Here is a 25111-nt window from a genome sequence, read left to right as displayed (position 1 = left end):
ATAACTATAGCAAATATTTTTAATATTAATTTTCTTGTTGTTTTCATAATTCACCTCTTTTCTTATTTTACTATAAAAGGAGAAAAAAGAAAATTCTATGAATATTTGCATTAATTTTAAAATCATGGTATTATATTATTTGTCAGTAGAAAGATTAAAGATGAATTCTTTAAGAAATTCTTGGTTTATACATTAAATGATTTGACAAAAATAAATATAGGTTGTATACTATTATAGTCAGTATGAATAGTGAAGATACAACACGTGGTGGGTATAGTCCAGTTGGTTACGACACCTGGTTGTGGCCCAGGAGAGCGTGAGTTCGAATCTCACTACTCACCCCATGCGGGATTGGCGGAATTGGCAGACGCGCTAGACTTAGGATCTAGTGGGAATTTCTCGTGAAGGTTCGACTCCTTTATCCCGCACCAATAAGTAAAAAAGAGTGTTGGAAACCAACGCTCTTTTTTGTGCTAATTTTTCACCCTAGGTATAAGCCTAGTGTGAAAAAAATTATTTAATATCTACTTCATAATCTTCTAGATCAATGAATTGCTCTTTCTCAAAGCTGAGGCTTATTGCTTCAAATTCTCTTGTTTCGCCTGGTTTTAGGTAGGCGGTTGTGTTTATAGCTGAGTCAATTTTGTTGCCAGCCTTATCTTTTACTGCAAATTCTAATTCTACAAATTCAATTTCTTTATCAGTCTTGTTTTTTATAAGACCTGTTATATATGGTGTGATGTCAGAATCATTTACGACTAGGTCTGTTAATTCAATCTTAGATTTAGCTTCTTCCTTTAGCTTATCTTTATCTTTTTTTTCAGGTTTAACAGCTTTTTCTTCTGTTTTTTCTGCCTTTTCTTCGATAGCAGGAGTTTTTACTTTATTATCTGTTGTTGTTGACTTTCCACCACACGCAGTTAAAATTTCTGCAGTCAAGAGTACTATTAGTACTTTTTTCATTGTATCCTCCTATAAATTTTATACTAAGCATTGCGGCTTGGTAATTGATATTTATTATCAATTGTATTATACTTGCATCTTTACTTGGGAAACATTTATTCTTTATTTTTTTATTTTTAAGGCTGGGTTTTTAGGTTTTGTTTTTTTTATATATGCTAGTTAGAAGAGAAATGAATCTTATGATAAGGTAAATATAAGTTGATTGTTTATTAATACTTTTGTAAGTGCCTTATCGACAACTATTTTTATATATAAATCTAATAGAAAACCTATTTTATGTTAGGAATAAGACCTAGTTTACCAATAAGATTTATTAAGAGTTGACACTATCTTCTATTTACCATAGAATAGAAATAACAGGGGAGCTAATAGGCTGAGAGGAAGTTTGACTTCGACCCTTTACTTGATACGGATAATGCCGGCGTAAGGAGTCTTTTTATTTTTGCTAACCTTGGGTTAGCATTTTTTATTTGCTTTTCTGGATAATTTATTACGGAGGAGAATTATGAATGATATGAAAACTTGTTTAACAATCGCAGGATCAGATTCATCTGGTGGAGCAGGAATCCAGGCTGACCTTAAGACTATGACAGTAAATGGGGTTTATGCTATGAGTGTTATTACTGCCCTAACTGCACAAAATACTCAAGGGGTGACTGGTATTGTCGATGTGACTCCAGAATTTATAAGAGATCAAATGGATGCCGTTTTCACAGATATTTACCCAGACGCCATAAAAATAGGCATGGTTTCTTCGCCAGAAATTGTTGAAGCTATTGCACGTTCATTAGAAAAATATGATGCAAAAAATATTGTTCTTGATCCAGTAATGGTTGCCACCTCTGGTGCCAAGCTTTTAAAAGAAGAAGCTATGGATAGCTTAATTAACAGGCTAATTCCTCTTGCAGATGTGATCACACCAAATATCCCAGAAGGTGAAATTCTTTCGGGGATGGAAATTAAAAATGAAGATGAAATGCTTAAGGCAGCAGAGGTGATTGGTGAAAAATATGCATGTGCAGTCCTTCTTAAGGGAGGCCATTCAATTAACGATGCCAACGACCTTTTATATAAGGATGGGAAATTTAAGTGGTATAGGACTGAAAGAATAAACAATCCTAATACCCATGGTACAGGTTGCACTCTTTCAAGTGCCATTGCAGCAAATCTTGCTAAGGGAAATGACCTTGATGAGGCAATAGCAAATGCCAAAGACTACCTCACAGGAGCTTTAAGTGCGGGTCTAGACTTGGGAAAGGGCTCTGGTCCACTCATGCACAATTATAAAATTCTTAAATAATTTACTTAAGTCGGAAAAGCATCCTCGATTAAGGAGATTTTCCGGCTTTTTCTATCGCTAAAAATATTTATATTCAATCTTTAATAAGTTAGTCCTAACTATTATTTTTTTTGCAATTATGGTAGAATATCTATAAGATTTAGCGAAGGAGCTATTATGAAAACCGACCGAAGAGAATTGATTTTAAATGGAAATATCTATAGGGCTATAGCAATAATTTCCATTCCTATAATATTAAATACCTTTATCCAACAACTATATTCCTTAGCCGATGCTTTTTGGTTAGGTAAGTTAGGTACTGCAGAATTTGCGGCAACTTCCTTTACTTGGCCAGTTATTTTTTTGTTTAATTCTATAGGTATAGGGCTATCAATCGCGGGAATTTCTTTGATTTCACAGCTGATTGGTATGGATAATATTGACCTTGCACAAAAATACAATGACACAATCATAAACATGTCGCTCTTATTTTCCCTAGTTTTTATGATTGTGGGATATTTCACAGCTGAGCTTATTGTAGGCATGATGGGAGCAAGTGGCGACTTGTACATATATTCTGTTGACTACTTAAAATATTCCTACTTTGGAATCCCTTTTATATTTTTGTATTTTATTTATGCTGCAGTTTTTCAAGCCCAGGGCAAAAACACAATCCCAACCATAATAAGCACTACTTGTGTAATCTTAAACATGGTTTTAAATCCATTTTTTATTTTTGACACAGTGCCGATTTTTGGCTTTACTGGCCTAGGTCTTGGTGTCAAGGGAGCTGCTATTGCAACGGTTTTGACTCAGGCTTTGATGTGCTTCTTAGGCTTTACCCACCTAAGGGTTAACAAGGATCTAATAAAATTAAATTATGAATCACTTTTTTACATAAGATGGGATAAGCACATAGTAAAGAAAATATATACCATAGCAACACCAGCAGTAATTGGACAAATGGGAACAGCAACAGGTTTTATTATCTTAAATTCTTTCATCCAGTCCTACGGCACAGATACAGTTGCCGCTTATGGTATGGTTAACAGGATTACAGGTCTGTTAAATATCCCACCAGCTGGAGTAGGCTCTGCTATAACCAGTATCATCGGTCAAAACATTGGGAGTGGAAATGTGGAAAGAGCCAAGGAGACTTTCAAAAAAGCCTCTTTTGTAGTAATAGTAATGTCAATTTTAATTGCCATAGTAAGCTTTATCTATAGGTACGAGATTCTTCAATTTTTCATAGATGCACCCCTAGATTCAAAGCTTATGGTAGAAGCTAATTCTTATATGTACTACACCTTAATCACTCTACTAATGTTAGATATGTTCTTTATTTACCAGGGATTATTTCAAGGCTCTGGCAATTCAAAATATTCGATGTTTATAGATGTCTTAAGGCTTTGGGTAATAAGGATTCCTTTATTATTCTTCTTTAAGTATTTCACCAACCTAGGGGCAACTGGTATTTGGATTGCTATGGCAGTTTCCAATGTAATGATAAGCATAATAGCCCACATTATTTACCTAAGAGGAAATTGGATACGTGGATCATTTTAAATTTATTTATAAAAATATATAAAAAGATAAAGACTTGCAAATGTTATCATTTTTAGGTTATAATTAGTATTAATAGGAGGAATGTTTTGCAGGATATTAAAAGAATTATATTAAAACTTAGTGGTGAAGCCCTTTCTGGCAAGACAGGATTTGGATTTGATGATGAAATGATAGATAAAATTTGTCAGAATATCAAAATTCTTACAGAAAAAGGCATTGAAGTCGCCATAGTAGTTGGTGGGGGCAATTTCTGGAGAGGAAGGTCAGGCACAAATATAGATAGGGCAAGTTCAGATAATATTGGCATGCTTGGCACTGTCATGAATGGTCTTAGGGTCCAAGGAACTCTTGAAGAAATTGGACTTGACACAAGGCTTATGACTGCAATTTCTATGAAGGAAGTTGCTGAGCCATATATCAGAAGAAGGGCTATAAGGCATCTTGAAAAGGGCAGGGTTGTTATCTTTTCAGCAGGAACTGGCCTTCCATATTTCTCAACTGATACAACAGCAAGCCTTAGGGCATTAGAAATTGGTGCTGACGTAATCTTACTTGGCAAGACAGGTACAGACGGAATTTACGATAAGGACCCAAATTTATTTGACGATGCCAAAAAATTTGACAAACTAACCTACAAAGAAATCCTTCAAAAGGAATTAAAGATAATGGATACAACAGCCACATCCCTTTGTATGGACAATGATATGCCATTGATTGTTTTTGGAATAGACGATCCAGCAAATATGGTCAGAGTATTTGAAAAAGAAAATCTTGGAACAAGAGTAAAGGAGAGTTTTTAATATGTTATATGAACAAATAAAAAAAGAAACAGAAGTTGGGATGCAAAAAACTGTAGATTCTTTTGAAAAAAGAATAGCTACAATCAAAGCAGGCAGGGCTACAGAGGCTATACTTGATGGTATTACCTTCTCATACTATGGTACAGAAACACCAATCAACCAAGCTGCAACAGTTTCAATTCCTGAAGCCAGACTCCTTGTAATAAAACCATGGGATAAGAACAATATTGGACCTATAGAAAAAGCCATCCTTAAATCAAATATAGGTATTACACCAGGAAACGATGGTGAAATCATAAGACTTCCATTTCCTGCTCTTACAGAAGATAGAAGAAAAGAATACACAAAAGAAGTAAATACTTATGCCGAAGATGCTAAGATAGTTGTAAGAAATGTCAGACGTGATTCTATGGATGAGGTTAAAAAATCAGAAAAATCTGGAGATATAACTGAAGACGATAGGTATAAACTTGAAGATGAAATCCAAAAGGTTACCGATAAGTTTATAAAGACTATAGAAGAAATGACAGAGAAAAAGAACAAAGAATTAATGAATGTATAATTGAATAGGGATTATTACAATAGGATAGTTAGTATTTTGAAAAAGGACATAGGACCTAAGAAGATAGATTCTAGGACTATGTCCTTATTTCTAAAGCAACTATCCTTGCTTTTAAATTCAGGCATAAGTTTATACGATAGTTTAAATATAATAAATCAACAAGGAACTGATAAGAAAGTTATAAAAGCGATAAGCCTAGTAATCGCAGGCCTAAAAAAGGGACTTGATCCTTATGAATCTTTTTGTTTGGCAAACGAGTATTTTTCGCCCCTAGTCCTAGCATTTATCAAAACAGGAACAAAGACAGGCTACCTGGGCAAAATTTTAAGAGACCTATCCGATTTTATATTTGAAGAAAGTAAGAACAAATCAACAGTAAAACAGGCTATGACCTATCCAATCTTAGTTTTAGTTGTAAGTATCCTCGTGATAATTGCTCTTATCAAATTTGTCATGCCAAGTTTTATTGAAATTTTTGATGAGTCAGAGATGATCCTGCCACTTCCGACAAGGATTTTGTTATTTGTGTCATCATTTTTTTCTGAAAATTACATATTGATTTTGCTTTTTATTTTTTTACTAGCCTTAATATATTTATTTCTTAGGACAGACTATAAGAAAAGAGTTGAGATAGATAGGTACATTTTTAGATTATGGCCCCTAAGAGACCTAAACAGGTTGAGGGTTGAATACCAGCTTACATCAATTTACTATATCTTAAGAAGAGGCGACATAGATACAATTAATTCATTTGATATTTTAGCAGAATCTTTCAAAAATACCTATGTCAAGGAAACTCTTAAAGGTATCAAGTACATGGTGAATAAGGGAGAAAGTTTAAGTTCAGCCTTCAGAAAAGCAGAAATATTTTCGCCTCTATTAATTTCGATGGTAGATATTGGCACTGAAACATCAAGTCTTGATGAAAGTATGAAAAAGGCGAATGAATATTTTGCCAATGAGTATATTTTTAAAATAAAAAAGCTTGCAGGACTAGCCGAACCTGTATTGATTATAATTATGGGTTTATTAGTAGCTTTTGTTGTGTTTTCGGTATCTATACCGATGTTTGATTCTATAAATGGATTGAGAGGAGGTTGACATGAAAAAGAAAAGGAAGGGCTTTACCCTAATTGAGTTAATAATAGTAATAGCCATATTGGGGATTTTGGCAGCTATAGCTATTCCTAAATATAATAAATCGAGATTACAAGCTGCAGAAACAGCTCACAAGGCAAATGTGGAGATGTTAAAGTCAGCTGCTAGGATGAAGATTTTGGAAAAGGATGATGGTTTTACCTGGACTAAGGATAGTCATGATGGAGAGACTTATATTGAAAAATGGCCTGACATTCCAAATGGTTTAGTGCTAAAAGACAAGGATGGTAAAGAATACAAGGAATATAAAGTAGTTTATGTAAAAGAGGGTAATAAGCTTACAATTACTCCAGATGAAAAAGTCAAGGGTAATTAAGATTTTGTAATTAATAAGGATAATTAGTTTGGACATTTATATAATATATTTTTTAATATTTATGTTAGGCTCTTGCTTTGGATCGTTCATATCAGCCTTGGTTTATAGGCGAGAAAAAGGAATATCAATCATAAGCCCACCAAGTTTTTGCGATTATTGTGGCAAAAAAATCCTCAAAAGAGACCTAGTACCTGTATTTTCTTTCCTGTTTTTAAGAGGCAAAACCAGGTGCTGTGGGCAAATAATTTCAATAGACAAGGTCCTTGTGGAAATCATAGGGGGCCTTGTCTTTGTTTTTACATTCAAAACCTACGGGCTTATTGAAGGGACCTACTTGTCAGCTGTCCTTTTGCTTTGTCTTTTAATATCTGTTACTGATTATAAATTTTTGGAAATTTATGATACCGACTTAAAGGTCCTTATAGGCTTGGGATTTATTTATAGGTTTTTGGTTTATGGTATAGACCTTAAGTTCATTTTATCCTGCCTAATTTTTGTTATAGGATTTAAGCTACTTATGGTTATTTCCAAAGGAGGCCTGGGTGATGGCGACTTATTTTTTTACTTGGGCTTGATCTTCTTTTTGGAAAATTCTCAAATTCCCCTCCTAGTCCTATTTTCTATATGGATTGGTGCAGCTTTTGCCATAGCAAAGGCAATAAGACTCAGGTCTCTTAAAGGTACTATTGCCTTATGCCCAGCTATTTCCTTGGCATTTTTTTTAATTTTAGTATTTAGGGATTATTTATGAAAAGAAATGGTTTTACTCTAATAGAATTAATTATCGTCCTAGCTATAATATCAATAGGCTTTGGAGTTTCTATCTTAAAATTTTCTATAGTAGATAAGATAGGAGCAAGAAATGAGATTAGGACTTTTGTTGATGACTATTCTTATTTGAGGGCTCTGGCCCTATCTACAGGTAGCAGGCATTGTATCAGATTTACAAGTGATGGCTACGAGATTGATTTTAATAAAAAGAAAGATAGGGATCTTAAATATATAGAATCTTTAAATGTAAGTAAGATAGAGTTTCGTTCAAATGGCTATGTTAATCTTGAGAAAACCAAAGAAGACCATAACCTGGTTTTTATTTCAAAAAAAGATCCTAATATCAAGTGGCATTTCACCATTGAAGCAGTAGGAGGTTACCTAAGTGAAAAAGACTAGACCAGCCTTTAGCTTAATAGAAGTCATCTTTGCTATCGTACTTTTGAGTATGATAGCCTTATTTTTAGGTCCGGCGACTATGACAAACCTTAGCCAGTCTCATCAAATAAAGGACTTAGCGGATACTACTTTTATCCTTCAAGAAGCAATAGAACTTAGTAGGGATAAGTCTATTGGCACCTATACTGAAGAAATTAACGGAAAAAACGTAGAAATAAGTGTAAAAAATTTCCAAGACCCTTCACTTAAATCCACTTACAAAAAGATTAGGGCAAGCTATGGGGGAAAGTTTTTCGAATTGATAGAGGCTGATAAATGAAGAAGGGATTTAGCTTAATTGAGCTTATAATTAGCCTTGCCATCATTTCTTTTTTGGTCTTGGTATTGTCAAACTTTTTTTCCTTTAATATAAATATTTTAAATAAGTCTTATAAAGACGAAAATGAATATAAAGAAGCCTACACTGCCATGGCCTATATAGACAAAACAATAAGGATGAGCCACAAGATAGAAGCCAAACGACATTTTAATAGTAATTTTACAGGTTATATTATTGGCTATGGTAATCCTGTTTCTAGTTATTATTTTTATACCAGTGATGGATTTTTATATATCAATAGGGCTAATGCCCTAGTCAGTTCACCTGGTAAGCCTATCCGTATCTGCGAATGTGGAATAATAGATTTAGACTATGACCCAACAAGTAAGATAATAAAAGTTAAGCTTACAAGTAGAAAAGGTACTTATAAATTTGAAACTGCAATCTATGTGGGGGATAAGCAATGAAAAAAGCATTCATAAGTATATATGTGCTATTAATTCTTTTAGTATGTGGTTTAACAATTGGCTTTATCTATAAGGAAAATGAAACTAATTATGATGTGGCAAAAAGTATGTACGCCAAAAAAGAGGCTATGTATGAGGCAGAGTCCTTCCTAAATATAATTATAGAAGAAAAAACCTTGGATGATAAACTAAATATTGATGATTTACTAGAAAGTCTAAAACCAAAATCTGAAATCAGGGTGAGGATAGAAGAGGCTAAAAATTTAGTTAAGGAAGCCAAGGGGGCAAAAGTATTAATCGTAACATCATTATATAAAAACGTCACTGCCAAGGCAACTATAGCCTATAAGCTTGATGAAGCAAATAAGATAAAAATCATCTATAAGAAGATCTATTAATATTGCCAAAAAATCAATTAAGGTATAATGAGTATAGAAAAAGAGATATAAAATTGGAGGAAAAATGAAAGTATTAGTAATTAACTGTGGTTCATCATCACTTAAATATCAATTATTTGATATGGATAATGAAGAAGTAATGGTAAAGGGTCTTGTAGAAAGAATCGGAATAGAAGGTTCCAAACTTATCCAAGAAAAAGGCGATGATAAATATATAATCGAAGAAAACATGAAAGACCATACAGAAGCAGTTTCTCATGTTTTTGATGCCTTAGTAGATAAGGATCATGGAGTTATAGCTGACCTTAGTGAAATAGATGCAGTAGGTCATAGGGTTGTCCATGGTGGAGAAAAAATTACAAAATCAGCTCTTATCGATAAAGAAGTTAGGGCTGCTATAGTAGAATATCAAAAATTTGCCCCACTTCACAATCCAGCCAACCTTATGGGTCTAGAAGCTTGTGAAAAATTACTTCCAAATGTTAAAAACGTGGCAGTATTTGATACAGCCTTCCACCAAACTATGCCAAAAAGAACTTTCCTATATGGTATAGACTATAAATATTACGAAGAAGACGCTATTAGAAAATACGGTTTCCACGGTACAAGCCACAACTTTATTACTAATAAAACAGCAGAAGCGCTTGGCAAGGATGTTAAGGATTTAAATATTATATCTGCACACCTTGGCAATGGCTCATCTATTTGTGCAGTTAAGAATGGCAAATCATACGACACATCAATGGGACTTACTCCACTTGAAGGCCTTGTAATGGGTACAAGAAGCGGTGATATAGACCCTTCAGCTGTAACTTATATAATGAGAAAAGATAACTTATCTCCAGAAGAAATGGAAAATGTTCTAAATAAAAAATCTGGTGTGTTCGGTGTATCTGGCGTTTCTAGCGACTTTAGAGACCTAGAAAGTGCAGCTAAGGAAGGAAACGACAGAGCCCAAGCAGCCCTAGATATGTTTGTAACCAGAGTAAAGAGATATATAGCAGGCTATATGGCAGAAATTGGTTCATGTGATGCTATAGTATTTACAGGCGGTATCGGTGAAAACTCAATAAAAATTAGAGAAGACATCATGGCTGGTTTTGAGCAATTTGGTATTAAAATTGACCCAGAAAAGAACAATGTTCGTGGTGGTTGCCATGTTGTTTCTACCGATGATTCAAAAGTAAAAGTAATGGTTATAGCTACAAACGAAGAATTAATGATAGCTAGAGATACAAAATCTCTTGTAGAAGCTTGACAATAATCTAGATAGCTTATATAATATTAAAGATTGCTAAAACTGATAAGAGGAGGTGTCATAGATGGCAGTACCAAAAAGAAGAACATCAAAAACAAGAAAAAATAAAAGAAGAGCCTCAGCTTATACTTTGAACAGATCAAACTATGTTGAGTGTCCAAATTGCCACGAAATGAAATTACCACACAGAGTTTGCCCATCCTGTGGGGAATACAAAGGCGTAGCAGTAATTGATGAACAATAGTTATTAAAAGGGAGTTTGTTGCCTAGCAACAGGCTCTTTTTTTATGGAAATTTAACTTCTTGCAGTATAATATATTAAATTAGAAGAGGGATTTATGAAAATATTAATAGATACATTTGGTGCAGATGAGGGAAGCAAAGTTCTTGTTGATGGCGCAATTCTTGCCTTAAAACAAAAAGACTTCATCCCAGTGTTTGTAGGAAATGAAAGCGAATTAGAAAAACTAATAGATGGAAAAATCAAAGACTATGAAATAATCCACACTGATGAATATATTTCAAACGACGAGGACCCAGTAAGGGCAATTAGACGCAAGAAAAATTCATCCCTAGTCTTGGCCTATAACAAGCTAAATGAAGAAGGTTATGATGGACTCCTATCAGCAGGATCAACTGGTGGCCTTCTTGCTGGGGGGATATTTATTTCCAAAAGAATTGACGGCATAGATAGACCATCCCTAGCAGCTCCCCTTCCAAGTATTGGTGCTTACACAATGCTAATGGATACAGGAGCAAATATGGATTGTAAACCAGCCTACCTTGCAGAATTTGCTATCATGGGTAAGGTATTTTTGGAAAATGTTATCCATATAAAAAATCCTAGCATAGGTCTTCTAAATGTTGGGGTAGAAAGTCATAAGGGAAATAAACTCACTAAAGAGGCTTATGAGCTTTTAAGTAACTCAAAACTTAATTTTGTAGGTAATGTTGAAGCGAGAGATCTCTTTACAGGCAAGGTTAATGTCATAGTTGCCGATGGTTTTGCAGGCAATATTGCTATCAAGTCTGCAGAGGGAGTTATAAGTCTATTTAAGGCACAAATGAAGGAAGTTTTTTATAAGTCTCTTAAGAATAAGCTTGCTGCCCTAGCTATAAAGGATGACCTGGCCAAACAAATGGGTAAATTTAGCTCTCAAAACATTGGTGGAGTCCCACTACTAGGGGTAAAGTCCTATGTATATAAGGCACATGGAAATTCAAACGCCATAGCAATTTCAAACGCCATCCTAGGACTTATTGAATATATTAATATGGATGTTATAAACAAAATACAAGGAGAATTGAATGATTAGAGAACAATTATTAAAACTTGCAGAAGAAAATCTTGATATTGATACTTCAAATCTAGATTTTGAAAGTAAAATCAGCGATATGGATATTGATTCTATTGACCTAGTTGATTTTATCATGGTTATCGAAGAAGAATTTGATATAGAATTTACTGATGAAGAGCTAGACGAAATCGAAACTCTTTCAGATATAGTAAGTTTAATAGAAAGTAAAAATTAATGTCTTTGTCAAAAGATAGACTTGAAAAAATCGAAGAATTTGAAAAAAGCATAGGCTACACCTTCAATGACAAGACATTGATAGATGTAGCCTTTACTCATTCTTCCTTTACCAACGAAGCAAGAATTAAGACAAAATCAAATGAAAGACTTGAATTTTTGGGAGATACCATTCTTGATATGGTAGTAAGCGAATATCTTTTCAAAAATTACAAGGAAAAACCAGAAGGCTGGCTAACAAGAACCAGGTCTAGGATTGTTTGTACGGATTCCTTTGCCAAGGCTTGCGAGAAGTTTGACCTAACAAAGTATTTAAGATTTGGTATGGGCGAAAAAAAACAAGGTGGCAAGCTCAAAAAACACGTAAAGGCTGACACTTTCGAGGCATTTTGTGCTGCAATATATTTGGATTCATCTTACCAAAGACTTTTTGAATTTTTAAAGTCAAACTATAGCGAAGAAGTTTTGCAAATCATTAATGACGATTCTTTATTTTTAGATTACAAAACAAGGCTTCAGGAATATTACAATGCCCATAGCAAGAAGAACCTTTCTTATGAATTAATCAAGGAAGTTGGTCCAGAACATGACAAAACTTTTACCATGGAAGTAAGGCTTGGCAATAGAGCCCTTGCCCAAGGCGAAGGAAAAAACAAAAAAACTGCAGAACAGATGGCTGCTAAGGCTGCCTATGAGATAATCAAAAATGACTAGGCAAATCATACCAATTTTTATTCCATTTTTGGGTTGCCCTCATGACTGTGCCTTTTGTAACCAAGTAAAAATTACAAATTACAAAGATATGGCAGATGAAAATTCAATAATAAAACAAATTGAAGACTATTTGACATATTTTAAGGATAAAAAAACAGCCAAAGAAATCGCATTTTATGGTGGATCTTTCACAGGCCTACCTTATGAAACAATGGTTTCTTATCTAAAGATAGCGGGTATTTATAAAAAGAAGGGGATTATTGATAGAATCAGACTTTCAACAAGGCCTGATTATATAAATAATTTCATTCTGGATACTTTAAAGGCTTATGAAGTGGATACAATTGAACTTGGCATCCAGTCCTTTGATGATGAGGTCTTAGCAGCAAATGAGAGGGGCCACTCTGCTCTTGATTCAAAAAGAGCAAGTAAACTTATCAAATACTATGGCTTTAAATTGGGCCATCAAATTATGCCGGGCTTGTATAAGGATAAGATGGAGAAAATTATAAAAACTGCCCTCGAGTCTGCCAAAATCAAACCTGACATCGCAAGGATTTATCCAACCCTTGTTATTAAGGATACTAAGCTAGAAAAACTCTATAAGGACGGACTCTATCAACCCTTAAGTCTTGAAGAAGCTGTTGAGATATCTGCAGAAATCCTAATGATTTTTGCTTATAAAGACATAAATGTCATAAGAATAGGCCTTCAGCCTACAGAAAATATCAATGAAGGTAGGGATGTGGTTGCAGGTCCCTTCCATGCTGCCATGAGACAGCTCGTGGAGTCTTATATTTATAGGCTTTATCTTGAGGAAGTAATCAAAAAAGAAAACGTAAGTGGGGATGTTCTTATTCATGCTAAAGCCAAGGATATTTCTCTTATAGCAGGTAATAAAAAATCTAACAAAAAATATTTTTATGATAAGGCTAGGATAAAAATTGCCTTTGTAGGCGATGAAGATTTTTATCTTGAAAGCGATAATAGAAAAATAACTTTAGACTTAAAGGGGTTTATAAAGGCCTATGTTGAAAAAAAGTACGGTGGTGATTTAAATTAGACTAGAAAGTATAGAGTTAAAGGGTTTCAAATCCTTTGCAGAAAAGACAAAAATAAAATTTGACAGCCAGATAACTGCCGTTGTTGGGCCTAATGGATCAGGTAAGTCTAATATTTCTGATGCCGTAAGATGGGTTCTCGGCGAGCAATCAATAAAGAGCTTGCGTGGTGCCAATATGAAGGATGTTATCTTTACTGGTGCCAAGAGCGCGATGAATATAGCTGAAGTTAGCCTTAATTTTTCTAACGAAGATAAGAAACTTGATATTCCTTACGATAAGGTAGCTATTACCCGTAGGATTTATAGGTCTGGCGAAAATGAATACAAGATTAATGATAAAAGAGTTAGGCTTAAGGATGTTAGGGAATTATTTTTAGATACAGGAGTTGGCAAGGAAGGCTATTCAATAATTGGCCAGGGTAGGATTGATGAGATAATCCTATCTTCTCCTAAGGATAGGAGGGCGATTTTTGAAGAAGCTTCTGGTATATCCAAGCACAAGTATAGGCGTGATGAGGCAGGAAAAAAGCTAGAATCTGTAAACAATGACCTTGACCTAATTGAAAAGGAATTAGAATATAAGGAAAAAGACTACAAGCTCTTAAAAACCTACAAAGAAAATTATCTAAAGCATAAGGACTTAACTAATGAAATAAATAGGAAGGCTTTTTTCTACCTTAAAAATAAGTCCTATGATTTAATTAAAAAAAGAGATAATCTAAAGATTGAGCTTGGGGACCTAGACGAAAAAATTACTAGCTTGGAGTCCCAAAACACAGTAATAAAAGAAAAGCTCAGTCCTTTTAGAAAAGACTACGACTTAGATAAGGAAAGACTAGAAAAATTACTTGCTAGCCTTTCTTCCTACGAAAAAAATATAGAAAAAGCTATTTCAAGTTTAAAATTAAATGATCAAAAGCTAGACTATGACCAAAAAGATAGGGAAAGGATTAGTGAAATCCTTGAAAATCTTGAAAGTAATTTTATAAAAGCTGGAAATGATTTAGAAGAAAAGCAAAATAACCTCCTTAGCTTAGGACAAACAATTTCTGAAATTGAAAAAGAATTAGCAGTTAAAAAAGAGGCGAGGATAAGGCTTGAAGAAGAGATCAAGATTTTAAATGAAGAAATATCTCAGCAAGAAAATGCTTACGAGGCAATAAAAACTCAAATTTTAGACTACCAAGTCTTTGAAAAGTCCAAGGCTATTATTGATGAAAAAAGGAAAAAAGATCTAGAAGAGAAAAGATTAAAAATAGCAAGGCTTGATGCAGAAATAAAAGAATTAAATACTGAGTTTGAAAAGTCAAAGGCAAGCGAAGAGGCCTTATCTACTGAGATTTTAGAAGAAGAGGACAATATAAGAAAGCTTGCTGGTGCTATAAATTTAGATACTGAAGAAATCAACAAGTTGGCAGCGAGTCTTAATAATTTAAAACTTGACCTTAAGTCCTTGCTTTCAGATTATAAAATTGAAAAAAATCTCTTGGAAAATAACCAGGGCTATTTTTATCCAGTCCAGGATTTCCTAAAAAAAACCAAGATAAATGGGCTTGCTGGGTTTTATTTAGACACCCTAGCCAACTTGATTTCGGTAAGGATTGGCTATGAGGAAATAATTGATAACCTAATCGGAGCTGGTCTACAAAACATAGTCACAAGGAGCAAGGAAGACACTAGGGAATTAATAAATTTTGTCAATAGGGAAAAACTTGGCAGGTTAACATTCCTACCGATTGATTCTATAAATTCGGCTGTGAAGGAAAAACCAAGTGAGCCGGAAGTTATAGCCATGGCCTATGAACTTGTATCTTATGATGAGAAGCTTAAGGGTATTGTTGGTCACTTCCTAGGATCAACTGTAGTTGTTAAGGATATAGATGCAGCCATTTCCCTATCAAAAAAAATAAAGGGTTATAGGATTATAAGCTTAAACCTTGATATTATTAATACTTGGGGGTCTATGGTTGCAGGAACCAATAAAAATAAACGCTCTACAACCAACCTCCTTAATAGGAAGAAAAAATTAATTGACCTTGAAAATTCAATTAAAAACCTAAATCAAAAACAAGGTTCTTTTGAAGTAAAAATTTCAGAAGTAAATCTTGACTTAGAAAAAAAGAAAGCTTCACTCATAGCTTTGAGAGATACTTACGAAAAAAAATCAGAAGTCAAGAAAGACCTTGTTAATAGTCTGGAAAGACTTAAGTTAAAAATTGAATCCCTAAGCCAGCAGAGAATTGATTTAAATGGTGGGGATGTCGACTATGAAGATAGGGAAAGTAGTGTTGATATTAATAAGCTAAAGGCAGAAGAAGAGGAACTTATAAAAATTCTAGGCAAAAAAAATAAAGACTTAGATGAAAAAACCGAAGCCTTTAATTTTTTGAAAGAAGAGCTAATAACCCTTACAAATAAAATGGAAATATCCTTGAGAGATAAGAGCCTCGAGGAAAATAGCTTGGCTAATATCAAAAATTCTTTGGAAGATATAAGGTCTAATAAAAAAATCCAAGAAAAACTTTTGGCAAATCTTGAAAACGACCTTGACCTATCCAAGCAAAAGGCAGAAGAGCTAAATAAATCAATAGCCTTGTACCAAGAAGAAACTCAAAATTTAAGGTTGGTTATTGATGAACTTAAGGAAAGTCTTAAAAAAAGAGAAGGAGAAAATATAAAACTCATTGAGGAAAATCAGAAGTTTGAAGATGAGCTTAAAAATCTTGACATTGAGAGGGTAAAACTATCTTATAAACTTGATAACGCCAACGAAACTTATAAAAATCTCGAAGATGAAGTAGGGCCATATATAACTATGAGCCTTGACGATTTAAAAGAAAAATTCAAGGAAGAAGAAAAAATAAGTCCTACAAAATCTGACTTGATTAATATCCAGAAAAAGATAAATGAAGTTGGATTTTTCACAGAAACAGCTGTTGAAGACTTTGATACAGTAGATAAGGAAGTCAATTTTATAAAAGAACAAGTTTCTGATCTTAAAAATTCAAAAGCAGATATAGAAAAGATGATAGTAAGGCTTGAAAAAGAAATGAAGGACGAGTTTTCTAAAAATTTTGCTGTAATTAATAAGAATTTCACCAAAATTTTCAAAATTCTCTTTATGGGTGGGGACGCAAGGCTAATCCTTGATAGCGAAGACTTCCTCACTGCAGGTGTTGAAATCGAAGCAAAGCCACCAAGCAAGTCCTTAAAGTCAATCTCACTTTTATCCGGTGGGGAAAAGGCCCTTACAGCTGTGGCTCTTCTCTTTGCGATTTTTGAGCAAAACCCTGCACCATTTTCAATCTTAGATGAGATAGATGCTGCCCTTGATGAAGCAAACATCAAAAGATATATAGAATACCTAAAGGGGCTATCTGATAATACTCAATTTATCATGATTACTCACAGGCAAACTACTATGCAACTAGCAGAAAAAATTCATGGTGTAACTATAGACGACGAAGGTATGTCGAAACTATATTCCATTGGCTTTGTTGAGAATTGAATAAAAGCCTAAAACTAGTAAAATATTTACAAAAGATAAATTAAATTGCAGAAAAATTCTCGGCATCTTGCCCAAAGGAGGAAGTATGGCAATTAGAAATATAAGAATAGATGGAGATCCGATTTTAAGAAAGATTTCCAGACCAGTAGAAGAAGTTACAGACAGGATTAGAATCCTTTTAGATGATATGGCAGAGACTATGTATGCCGCTGATGGTGTTGGTCTTGCTGCCCCACAAGTAGGAAACCTTAGAAGGGTTATAGTTGTGGACCCTAGAGATGGGGAAGATAGCCTAGTTAAGCTTGTAAATCCAGAAATTTTAGAAATGGACGGAGAGCAAATAGGTGTCGAAGGTTGTTTATCTATACCTGACTTTAATGCGACAGTCAAAAGGCCTGAGCATGTTAAGGTCAAATATTTGGATGAAAATGGGGAAGAAAAAATCTGGGATGCCCATGGTTTTCCAGCAGTCATTTTGTGCCATGAAATAGACCACCTCAACGGTATTTTATTTAAGGATAAGTATATCGAAGAGTACAAACCAGAAGAAATGGTAGAAAACAATGATTAATATATGTTTTATGGGTAATCCAAAGTTTGCTTTGCAGACTTTGGATATTCTTTATAGAGATGAAAATATAAATTTAAAGTTAGTTGTATCAGGCAAAGACAAGAAAAGGTCAAGAAATAAATTTAGCCCAACCCCTGTAAAAAAATATGCAGAAGAAAATGGGATTAGGGTAGAAACTCCAGATTCCGTAAACACTGAGGAATTTCTAGACCTTCTTAAAGACTTAGAAATCGACTATATAGTTGTAGTAGCCTTTGGTCAACTCATCAAGAAGATCCTCCTAGATGGGTTTAAGGATAGGATAATAAACTTACATCCATCCCTACTTCCACTCTACAGGGGAGCAAGTCCTATGCAATTTACCCTCCTAAATGGGGATGAAAAAACAGCTGCAACTGTTATGTTAATAGAAAAAGGTATGGACTCTGGCGACATCTTAATTCAAAGAGAAATGGATGTTGACCCAAGCGATGATTATTTTGACCTAGAAGACAAACTTGGAAAAATCGGAGCTGAAGCCATTAGAGATGCCATTTTAAATTTTGACGAAGTTTATGAAAATAGGCTAGATCAGGATGACGAAAAGGCAACTTACTGTACAAAAATCGACAAAGAAATGGGAAAAATTGATTGGAATAAATCAAGCAGGGAAATTCTAGATCAGATAAGAGCCCTAGTAGGTTTTCCTGTAGCATATTTTGATTATAAAGGCGAAAATGTTAAGGTTCACAAGGCAAGTCTGGCTGATAAAAAGGGTAAAGCCGGAGAAATATTAGCAGCCAACAAAAAGGATAAACTTATTATTGGGACATCTGATGGATCAATAAGGATTGAAAAGATCCAATTTCCAGGCAAAAAAGCTATGGACACCACATCCTTCCTTTTGGGAAATGATGTAGAAGTAGGATTTGTTTTAGAAAATGAATGATCTTGCTATAATTTTTAATATCCTAAGAAGAGTTATCTATGAAGATGAAAAGTCTTCTGACATGATAAATTCTTATGCAGCAAAGGCAAACAACCTATCTTTGATAACCAGAACAGTCTATGGAGTTTTGGAAAATAAAATTTATATTGACTACATGATTAGGAAGTTATCTGATGTTAGGCTTAAAAAAATTCACAAACACGTTCTTTTGATTCTTGAAATCGGAATCTATAATATCCATTTTTTGGAAACCAAGGACTATGCCACAGTTGACAAATTAGTCGACCTTACTAAGGAAAAAAATAAGAGGACAACAGGTTTTGTAAATGCAATCCTTAGGAGTTTTATCAGAGATGAGAAGGAAATAGCAAAAATTTACGAAACTGATGACATAAAGAGCCTCTCAATTAGGTATTCCTTCCCAGAAGAAATTACCAGATATATCCATGATTTCTATGGAATGGATTATACCAAGGCATATCTGAGGGATGCAGGTAGGATAAGGGATTTAGCTATTAGGGTAAATACACTAAAGATAAGTAGAGAAGATCTAAGAAAAGTACTACTTAATGCCGGATTTGAAATAGAAGACGGAAAGATTTCCCCAAATAGTTTGCTAGTAAAAAATCCAGCTGGCCTTGCAAGCTATGAGGCTTTTAAGGATGGACTTTTTACCATCCAACAAGAAGCTTCCATGAAGGCTGTTGAGGTCTTAGCTCCTAAGGAAAATTCTAAAATCCTAGATCTTTGTGCTGCACCAGGGACAAAGACAACTTACCTGGCAGAATTTACCAAAAATACAGGCAAAATAATTGCCAATGATATTTCTAAAGCAAAAAATAAGCTGATTTTAGAAAACATCCAAAGACTTGCTCTTGAAAATATAAGTCTTACAAACTATGATGCATCAACATTTGTCAGTGCTTTCGAAAATGAATTTGACTTTTGTTTGGTCGATGCACCTTGTTCTGGGCTCGGAGTAGTGGGAAGAAAACCAGAAATACGATATAATAGAAATAAGGAAACGATTGTAAGGCTTGCAGACCTTCAAAAAGATATTCTAGTAAATGCTATAAAGTACGTAAAAAAAGGTGGATATCTTGTGTATTCTACTTGCACCCTTGGTCCTTTGGAAAATAGAAATAATTTTAAATTTTTAATGGATAACAAGGATTTGGAATTAATTCAAATTGATGGCCAAGATTTTATAGAATACAAGAGTTTTGAAGCCAACACTGATGGGTTTTTCATCAGTAAATTTAGGAAAATAAATGATTAATATAAACGATAAGACAATTTATGAAATTGAAAACTTATTTAAGGAAAGGTCCTACCAAAAATTTAGGGCCAAACAAGTTTTTAGGGCTATCCATGTCAATAGGCTAAATGATTTTGATGAAATGACAGACCTGCCACTTAAGATGCGAGAAGACCTAAAGGCTGATTTTAAGTTTGAGAGGATAAACGTTCTTAAGACTTTTGAATCAAAAATAGATTCAACCAAGAAATATCTTTTGGAGCTTCCAGATAAAAATATAGTTGAAGCTGTATATATGGATTATAAGGATAGGTCCACAATTTGCATTTCAAGCCAGGTTGGGTGCAGGATGGGCTGTAGTTTTTGTGCATCAACCAAAAATGGACTCGTAAGAAATATGACTACTTCAGAATTGATTGAGGAAGTATATCTCTTAGAAAGACTTAATGGCCCGATTTCAAATATCGTTATTATGGGTATCGGTGAGCCACTAGATAATTTTGCTCATATAAAAAAATTTATCGAAATAATAACAGACCCCAGTGGTAGAAATTTATCCCACAGGTCTATAACCCTTTCAACATCGGGTCTATCGCCAAGGATTAAAGACTTGGCAGATACAGGTCTTGACGTTAATTTGGCCTTGAGTCTTCACTATGCAGACGATAAAAAAAGAGCTGTCTATATGCCGGTTGCCAAAAAATATTCGATTAAGGATTTGATCGATGCTACAGACTATTATTTTGACAAGACTGGGCGTAGGGTTTCTTTTGAATATGTTGTGATAGATGGGGTTAATAACCTTACTGAAGATGTGGAAAACCTCCACGACCTGCTTTTTGGTAAAAATGTCCACATAAATCTGATTCCTCTTAATCCAATAGAGGAATTTGATCATAAAAAACCAGGAGCGAGAGTTCTTGAAGACTTTAAGCAAAGACTTATAAAAAGAGGACTAAATGCAACCATCAGAAGGTCCATGGGAATAGATATAGATGCCTCATGTGGCCAATTAAGAAATAATTATGCGAGGTAAGCATGAAATTTAGTACGATTACAAATATAGGCAAGATTAGGAATGAAAATGAAGATTCATTTTCTAATATCAGCCTAGGAGACTTGGATTTTTTCATTGTAGCTGATGGCATGGGCGGGCACAGCAAGGGCGAACTTGCTAGTAAGCTTGCTGCCAAGCTTTTTATAAAATATATAAAAGAAGCTGACATTGCTAGCTACAATTCTTATATAAAACTTTTGGAAGAAGCAATATTCTATGCCAACGAAGAAATATATAAATTATCGCTAGAGGATGGAAATATTAGGATGGGTACAACTGTAGTCTGCCTTTGCATAGACTACAAAAATAAAACCTACTACCTAAGCCACCTTGGAGACTCTAGAGCTTATATTTATAGAAACGAGACCTTAAGTCAACTTACTAGGGACCACTCCTTAGTGAATGATTTGTTGGATAGTGGGTCTCTTACAGAAGATGAGGCAGCAAATTTTATTAATAAGTCTGCCATAACTAGAGCTGTAGGCACTGAAGAAAAAGTTGTTGCTGATAGTAAATCCCTTCCAATGGAAGATGGTGACATTATACTAATGGTGACTGATGGGCTTACAAATGAACTGACAGATGAAAAGATAAGACAGATAGTAAAAGCTAATAAGGATCCATACCAGATCTCATCTAAGCTTATAGAAGAAGCTATAGACCATGGTGGTAGGGATAATATTACTGTTACAACAATCTTACTATAAGAGGCTATTATGGATAAAATAATATTAGATGGTAGATATGAAATTATAAAAGAAATAGGCGTAGGAGGCATGGCCAAGGTTTACAAGGCCAAAGATAAACTTCTTGGTAGGTTTGTTGCCATAAAAATTTTAAAAGAGCAATACGCAGAAGACGAAGAATTTTCAAAGAAATTTAATAACGAGGCCCAATCGGCCGCAAGACTTTCCCATATCAATATTGTAAATGTCTATGATATAGGTAAGGATATGCTAAATGGCAAGCTTATTCAATATATTGTAATGGAATATGTGGAGGGTGAGACTCTCAAAGATTTAATTAATCGAGAAAAGGTTCTTGAAAATCATGATATTATTGATTATTCAACTCAAATTGCCCAAGCCCTAAAGAGCGCCCATGATTCAGGTATTGTCCATAGGGATATCAAGCCACAAAATATTTTAATCGACAAGTATGGTTTGTGTAAGGTGACAGACTTTGGTATAGCGAGAGTTTCTTCAAATGCTACTATTACCTATACCAGTTCGATTTTAGGGACAGTTCATTATATTTCTCCTGAGCAAGCCAAGGGCAAGATTGTAGATTTGAAATCTGACCTTTATTCTTTGGGAGCTGTCATGTATGAAATGGCTACTGGTAGGGTGCCTTTTGATGCGGATAATTCTGTGGGAATTGCAGTTATGCATATCCAGGATGATCCAATCCCACCTAGGGAAATAAATCCAAATCTTTCCAGACACTTAAATTACATAATTATGAAACTCCTAAAGAAGGACCCAACAGAGAGATTTCAAAATGCAAGTGAGTTAATAGAAGCTCTTGATGATGAATCTCTTGTTAAGGGCGAGGATAGTTATGAAGATACAGCAAGGATTCCTATTGTGGTTCCAAAAAAGGAAACTTATCCTGATCCGATTGAGGAAGAAAGAGAAGCTGTTTATGTGTCAACTGGAGAAGAAAAGAGCAAGAAAAAGAAAAAGAGAAATCCTATTAAGATTTGGCCTCTAGCTCTTCTTGCCTTTATTCTAGTGGTAGCTGTATATTTCTTTAGTTCAAGAATGAATAAGGAAGATCTAGAAGTACCAACAGTAGTAAATCTTACAGAAGAACAGGCAGTTAACCAACTCGAAAAACGTGGTTTTAGGGCAAATATTTCAAGGTATGCAGAAAGTGATGAATACGAAAAGGGCAAGGTCATGAGCCAAGACCCAGAGGCATCTATAAGGGCTAAGAAGGGCACTATAGTCAACCTTGTAATCTCATCAGGTAGGGAAATAAAAGTACCTGAGCTTAAAAATATGAACCTAAGCCAGGCCGAGGAAACCTTAAAAGACCTAGGACTTAAAGTCGGAACAACATCTACTGACTATTCAAATACAGTTGATAAAGATTTAGTTATTAGGCAAGAACCAGTAGCTGGCTCAGCTGTACAATCTGGAACTGAAGTAAACCTTGTAATATCTGTTGGCAAGGAAGATACAACAGAAAATATCAAGGTAGGCAACTACATTGGCATGGCGGAGCAAGATGCAATTGCAGCTGCAAGAAAAAATCATCTTAGAGTTAGAAATGTCGATTACCAACATTCATCAAATGTTCAAAAGGGATTGGTAATGAGCCAGTCCATAGGTGCTGAGACAGAAGTAGCAGAAAATTCTGCAATTGATTTTGTAATTAGCCTTGGCGAAGAAGAAAAAGCCAAGAGTCCAAATAGGGAAGTTGAAATTAGACTTAATGTCGCTAGCAACAAGGACAATTTCAATGTCAAAATTTATAAGGTAGACAGCAATGGCGATAGGGGCGATCTTTTATATAATGATTACCACACATCAAGTGATTTGAATTCTAATGGAGTCCTAGTCCTTAAGTTTATGGCAATGTCACAGACAAGTGTGGAAGTCCTAGTTGATGATGAATCCTACGGAGTATATCAAGTTAACTAATGATTGGAAAAATAATTAAAAGTCAAAAAGAATTATATTATGTAGACACCAATGATATGGTTTATAAGGCCAAGGCAAGGGGAAACTTTAGGGTTAAAGATAAAAAACCCCTGGTAGGAGACAATGTAGAAATAGAAATATTGGAAGATGACAAGGCCTACATCACAAAGCTACTTGCCCGTAAAAATGAAATCAAAAGACCTAATATAGCAAATATTGACCAGCTTTTGGTTTTTATAACGATAAATGATCCACCCCTTAACCTCTACAACCTTGACAAGTACTTGGCTATGTGTGAGTATTTAAACATTTCTGTAACTATAATGCTTACAAAAATAGACCTTGCACCTTGCGAGAAGGTTGAAGAAATTTCTGGAATCTATAAAAATATCGGTTATGAAGTGATATTAATTGATAATTACAAGGATTTTCCTCAAGAAAAAATTAGGGAAATCCTAAAGGGGAAGACTTCTGCAGTATCAGGTGCATCGGGTGTGGGCAAATCTACTTTCTTGTCAAACTTAATTGATGCAGAAATTGAAATTGGCGACATTAGCCAGAAATCAAAAAGAGGCAAGAATACCACTCGACACACAGAAATTTTTAAACTTGCTAAGGATACTTTTATTTTTGATACCCCAGGCTTCGATTCCTTTGACCTAGACTTTTTAGAAGATGAAAATGATCTTAAAAACAACTTTGTCGAATTAAGGGATAGGGATTGCAAGTTTAAGGATTGCAACCACATCAATGAACCATCTTGCAGGGTTAAGGAAGATTTAGAAAAAGGAAAAATTTCTGCTTCACGCTATAAAAATTATATCCAGTTATTTGAAGAATTAAAACAAAGGAGACTTAACAAATGGTAAGACTATCACCATCGATACTATCAGCAAATTTTGCAAATCTTCAAGGAGATTTAGACCAAACCAAGGGATGTGGTCTTAAAATGATTCACATCGATGTCATGGATGGGATATTTGTGCCAAATATTTCCTTTGCCTTTAAGGTCATTTCTGATATTAGGGATAAGAATGATTATTTCTTTGATACCCACCTAATGATTGAAGAGCCTATTAGGTATATAGACGAATTTAAAAAGGCAGGATCTGATAGAATAACAGTTCATTACGAGGCTTGTAAAGATTTAAAAGCAACCCTAAAAGCTATAAGAGATGCTGGTATAGAAGTGGGTCTTACAGCTAAACCAGAAACAGATCCCAAATTACTTTTAGAATATTTTGACCAAATCGATTTGATTTTGGTAATGAGTGTAAGACCTGGTTTTGGCGGACAAAAGTTTATGGAAGAAACCAAGGCGACCATGGATTTCTACAGAAAATATATTGACGAAAATAATTTGAAGGTAAAAATGCAAGTCGATGGGGGCATCAAAACTACAAATGTCAGAGAAGTTTTGGACCTCGGAGTTGATGAGATTGTATCAGGCTCAGATATTTTTGCCAAGGATATAAAATCTCAAATTTTAACCTACCACGAGATTTTTAAAGAATACGAATAAAATAAAAAGCTGGTTTATGATATTATCATTTACCAGCTATTTTTGTGAGCAAAT

At 34.4% G+C, this 25111-nt stretch carries 27 protein-coding genes, 2 tRNA genes and 1 riboswitch; of the genes, 28 read left to right on the top strand and 1 reads right to left on the bottom strand.

Translation table 11 applies throughout. The features are described from left to right. Positions 1-267: 267 nt before the first annotated feature. Both HMPREF1630_RS06870 and HMPREF1630_RS06865 read left to right on the top strand, forming a co-directional pair. A tRNA-His gene (locus tag HMPREF1630_RS06870) sits at positions 268-344 on the top strand. Between the two features lies 1 nt (position 345). Continuing rightward, positions 346-431: transfer RNA gene (locus tag HMPREF1630_RS06865), tRNA-Leu, on the top strand. A gap of 82 nt (positions 432-513) precedes the next feature. On the opposite strand, the gene HMPREF1630_RS06860 is transcribed toward HMPREF1630_RS06865, so the two are convergent. Next, a complete protein-coding gene (locus HMPREF1630_RS06860) occupies positions 514-963 on the bottom strand; it encodes an FxLYD domain-containing protein (RefSeq protein WP_037328314.1) in 450 nt (149 codons plus the stop codon). Positions 964-1311: 348 nt separating this feature from the next. Then, a riboswitch (TPP riboswitch) is annotated at positions 1312-1410 on the top strand. Positions 1411-1477: 67 nt separating this feature from the next. Here HMPREF1630_RS06860 and thiD point away from each other — a divergent pair. From thiD to rpe, 26 genes are all read left to right on the top strand, one after another. Further along, positions 1478-2263, top strand: coding sequence for a bifunctional hydroxymethylpyrimidine kinase/phosphomethylpyrimidine kinase (gene thiD, locus HMPREF1630_RS06855; RefSeq protein ID WP_037328374.1), 786 nt, complete (start codon positions 1478-1480; stop codon positions 2261-2263). Between the two features lie 156 nt (positions 2264-2419). After that, complete coding sequence (locus HMPREF1630_RS06850) at positions 2420-3808, top strand: MATE family efflux transporter (RefSeq protein ID WP_037328312.1); 1389 nt, start codon at positions 2420-2422, stop codon at positions 3806-3808. Positions 3809-3894: 86 nt separating this feature from the next. Beyond that, positions 3895-4608 carry a UMP kinase gene (pyrH, locus tag HMPREF1630_RS06845; RefSeq protein ID WP_037328310.1) on the top strand — a complete coding sequence of 238 codons (714 nt, stop codon included), beginning with the start codon at positions 3895-3897 and terminating at the stop codon, positions 4606-4608. Position 4609: 1 nt separating this feature from the next. Continuing rightward, entirely contained in the window at positions 4610-5170 is a 561-nt protein-coding gene (gene frr / locus HMPREF1630_RS06840) for a ribosome recycling factor (protein WP_004829999.1), read from the top strand. Positions 5171-5206: 36 nt separating this feature from the next. Beyond that, positions 5207-6271 (top strand): type II secretion system F family protein, encoded by a 1065-nt coding sequence (locus HMPREF1630_RS06835; RefSeq protein WP_052039402.1) that lies wholly within the window; start codon positions 5207-5209, stop codon positions 6269-6271. Between the two features lies 1 nt (position 6272). Next, positions 6273-6644: a pilin gene (locus HMPREF1630_RS09725; RefSeq protein ID WP_037328306.1), complete on the top strand. Its 372-nt coding sequence runs from the start codon at positions 6273-6275 to the stop codon at positions 6642-6644. Positions 6645-6705: 61 nt separating this feature from the next. Next, on the top strand, positions 6706-7395 hold the full coding sequence (locus tag HMPREF1630_RS06825) for a prepilin peptidase (RefSeq protein ID WP_156095815.1): 690 nt from the start codon (positions 6706-6708) through the stop codon (positions 7393-7395). After that, a complete protein-coding gene (locus HMPREF1630_RS06820; protein WP_037328304.1) occupies positions 7392-7814 on the top strand; it encodes a prepilin-type N-terminal cleavage/methylation domain-containing protein in 423 nt (140 codons plus the stop codon). Before HMPREF1630_RS06825 ends, HMPREF1630_RS06820 begins: the two co-directional genes overlap by 4 nt. Next, complete coding sequence (locus tag HMPREF1630_RS06815) at positions 7801-8133, top strand: type II secretion system protein (RefSeq protein ID WP_037328302.1); 333 nt, start codon at positions 7801-7803, stop codon at positions 8131-8133. Before HMPREF1630_RS06820 ends, HMPREF1630_RS06815 begins: the two co-directional genes overlap by 14 nt. Next, entirely contained in the window at positions 8130-8600 is a 471-nt protein-coding gene (locus tag HMPREF1630_RS06810) for a PilW family protein (protein WP_037328300.1), read from the top strand. The genes HMPREF1630_RS06815 and HMPREF1630_RS06810 overlap by 4 nt, the downstream gene beginning before the upstream one ends. Then, on the top strand, positions 8597-8998 hold the full coding sequence (locus HMPREF1630_RS06805; RefSeq protein WP_037328298.1) for a hypothetical protein: 402 nt from the start codon (positions 8597-8599) through the stop codon (positions 8996-8998). Before HMPREF1630_RS06810 ends, HMPREF1630_RS06805 begins: the two co-directional genes overlap by 4 nt. Positions 8999-9062: 64 nt before the next feature. Next, complete coding sequence (locus HMPREF1630_RS06800) at positions 9063-10256, top strand: acetate/propionate family kinase (RefSeq protein WP_037328296.1); 1194 nt, start codon at positions 9063-9065, stop codon at positions 10254-10256. 64 nt (positions 10257-10320) lie between these two features. After that, on the top strand, positions 10321-10500 hold the full coding sequence (gene rpmF, locus HMPREF1630_RS06795; RefSeq protein WP_004830014.1) for a 50S ribosomal protein L32: 180 nt from the start codon (positions 10321-10323) through the stop codon (positions 10498-10500). Positions 10501-10594: 94 nt separating this feature from the next. Beyond that, positions 10595-11572 (top strand): phosphate acyltransferase PlsX, encoded by a 978-nt coding sequence (plsX, locus tag HMPREF1630_RS06790; RefSeq protein ID WP_004830022.1) that lies wholly within the window; start codon positions 10595-10597, stop codon positions 11570-11572. Next, positions 11565-11789 (top strand): acyl carrier protein, encoded by a 225-nt coding sequence (locus HMPREF1630_RS06785; RefSeq protein ID WP_004830023.1) that lies wholly within the window; start codon positions 11565-11567, stop codon positions 11787-11789. The genes plsX and HMPREF1630_RS06785 overlap by 8 nt, the downstream gene beginning before the upstream one ends. Continuing rightward, positions 11789-12502, top strand: a complete 714-nt coding sequence (gene rnc / locus HMPREF1630_RS06780; protein ID WP_004830026.1) for a ribonuclease III — start codon at positions 11789-11791, stop codon at positions 12500-12502. The genes HMPREF1630_RS06785 and rnc overlap by 1 nt, the downstream gene beginning before the upstream one ends. Continuing rightward, on the top strand, positions 12495-13565 hold the full coding sequence (locus HMPREF1630_RS06775) for an elongator complex protein 3 (RefSeq protein WP_037328294.1): 1071 nt from the start codon (positions 12495-12497) through the stop codon (positions 13563-13565). Before rnc ends, HMPREF1630_RS06775 begins: the two co-directional genes overlap by 8 nt. Continuing rightward, entirely contained in the window at positions 13561-17073 is a 3513-nt protein-coding gene (smc, locus tag HMPREF1630_RS06770; RefSeq protein WP_037328293.1) for a chromosome segregation protein SMC, read from the top strand. The genes HMPREF1630_RS06775 and smc overlap by 5 nt, the downstream gene beginning before the upstream one ends. An 85-nt stretch (positions 17074-17158) precedes the next feature. Next, positions 17159-17644 carry a peptide deformylase gene (gene def / locus HMPREF1630_RS06765; protein ID WP_037328291.1) on the top strand — a complete coding sequence of 162 codons (486 nt, stop codon included), beginning with the start codon at positions 17159-17161 and terminating at the stop codon, positions 17642-17644. Then, a complete protein-coding gene (gene fmt, locus HMPREF1630_RS06760; protein ID WP_037328289.1) occupies positions 17637-18572 on the top strand; it encodes a methionyl-tRNA formyltransferase in 936 nt (311 codons plus the stop codon). The genes def and fmt overlap by 8 nt, the downstream gene beginning before the upstream one ends. Continuing rightward, positions 18565-19851: a 16S rRNA (cytosine(967)-C(5))-methyltransferase RsmB gene (gene rsmB, locus HMPREF1630_RS06755; protein WP_037328288.1), complete on the top strand. Its 1287-nt coding sequence runs from the start codon at positions 18565-18567 to the stop codon at positions 19849-19851. The genes fmt and rsmB overlap by 8 nt, the downstream gene beginning before the upstream one ends. Then, entirely contained in the window at positions 19844-20866 is a 1023-nt protein-coding gene (gene rlmN, locus HMPREF1630_RS06750) for a 23S rRNA (adenine(2503)-C(2))-methyltransferase RlmN (RefSeq protein ID WP_037328287.1), read from the top strand. The genes rsmB and rlmN overlap by 8 nt, the downstream gene beginning before the upstream one ends. Before the next feature lie 2 nt (positions 20867-20868). Next, positions 20869-21594 carry a Stp1/IreP family PP2C-type Ser/Thr phosphatase gene (locus HMPREF1630_RS06745; protein ID WP_004830036.1) on the top strand — a complete coding sequence of 242 codons (726 nt, stop codon included), beginning with the start codon at positions 20869-20871 and terminating at the stop codon, positions 21592-21594. A gap of 9 nt (positions 21595-21603) precedes the next feature. Beyond that, entirely contained in the window at positions 21604-23535 is a 1932-nt protein-coding gene (gene pknB / locus HMPREF1630_RS06740) for a Stk1 family PASTA domain-containing Ser/Thr kinase (RefSeq protein WP_037328286.1), read from the top strand. Continuing rightward, positions 23535-24404, top strand: coding sequence for a ribosome small subunit-dependent GTPase A (rsgA, locus tag HMPREF1630_RS06735; protein WP_004830046.1), 870 nt, complete (start codon positions 23535-23537; stop codon positions 24402-24404). Before pknB ends, rsgA begins: the two co-directional genes overlap by 1 nt. After that, on the top strand, positions 24398-25057 hold the full coding sequence (gene rpe, locus HMPREF1630_RS06730) for a ribulose-phosphate 3-epimerase (protein ID WP_037328285.1): 660 nt from the start codon (positions 24398-24400) through the stop codon (positions 25055-25057). The genes rsgA and rpe overlap by 7 nt, the downstream gene beginning before the upstream one ends. The last annotated feature ends 54 nt before the right edge of the window (positions 25058-25111 follow it).

Origin of the sequence: Anaerococcus lactolyticus S7-1-13, assembly GCF_000758765.1 — a bacterium.
GTDB classification, from domain to species: domain Bacteria; phylum Bacillota; class Clostridia; order Tissierellales; family Peptoniphilaceae; genus Anaerococcus; species Anaerococcus lactolyticus.
Note: the sequence above shows the minus strand (reverse complement) of the source record. Positions and strands in the feature narration are given on the sequence as shown.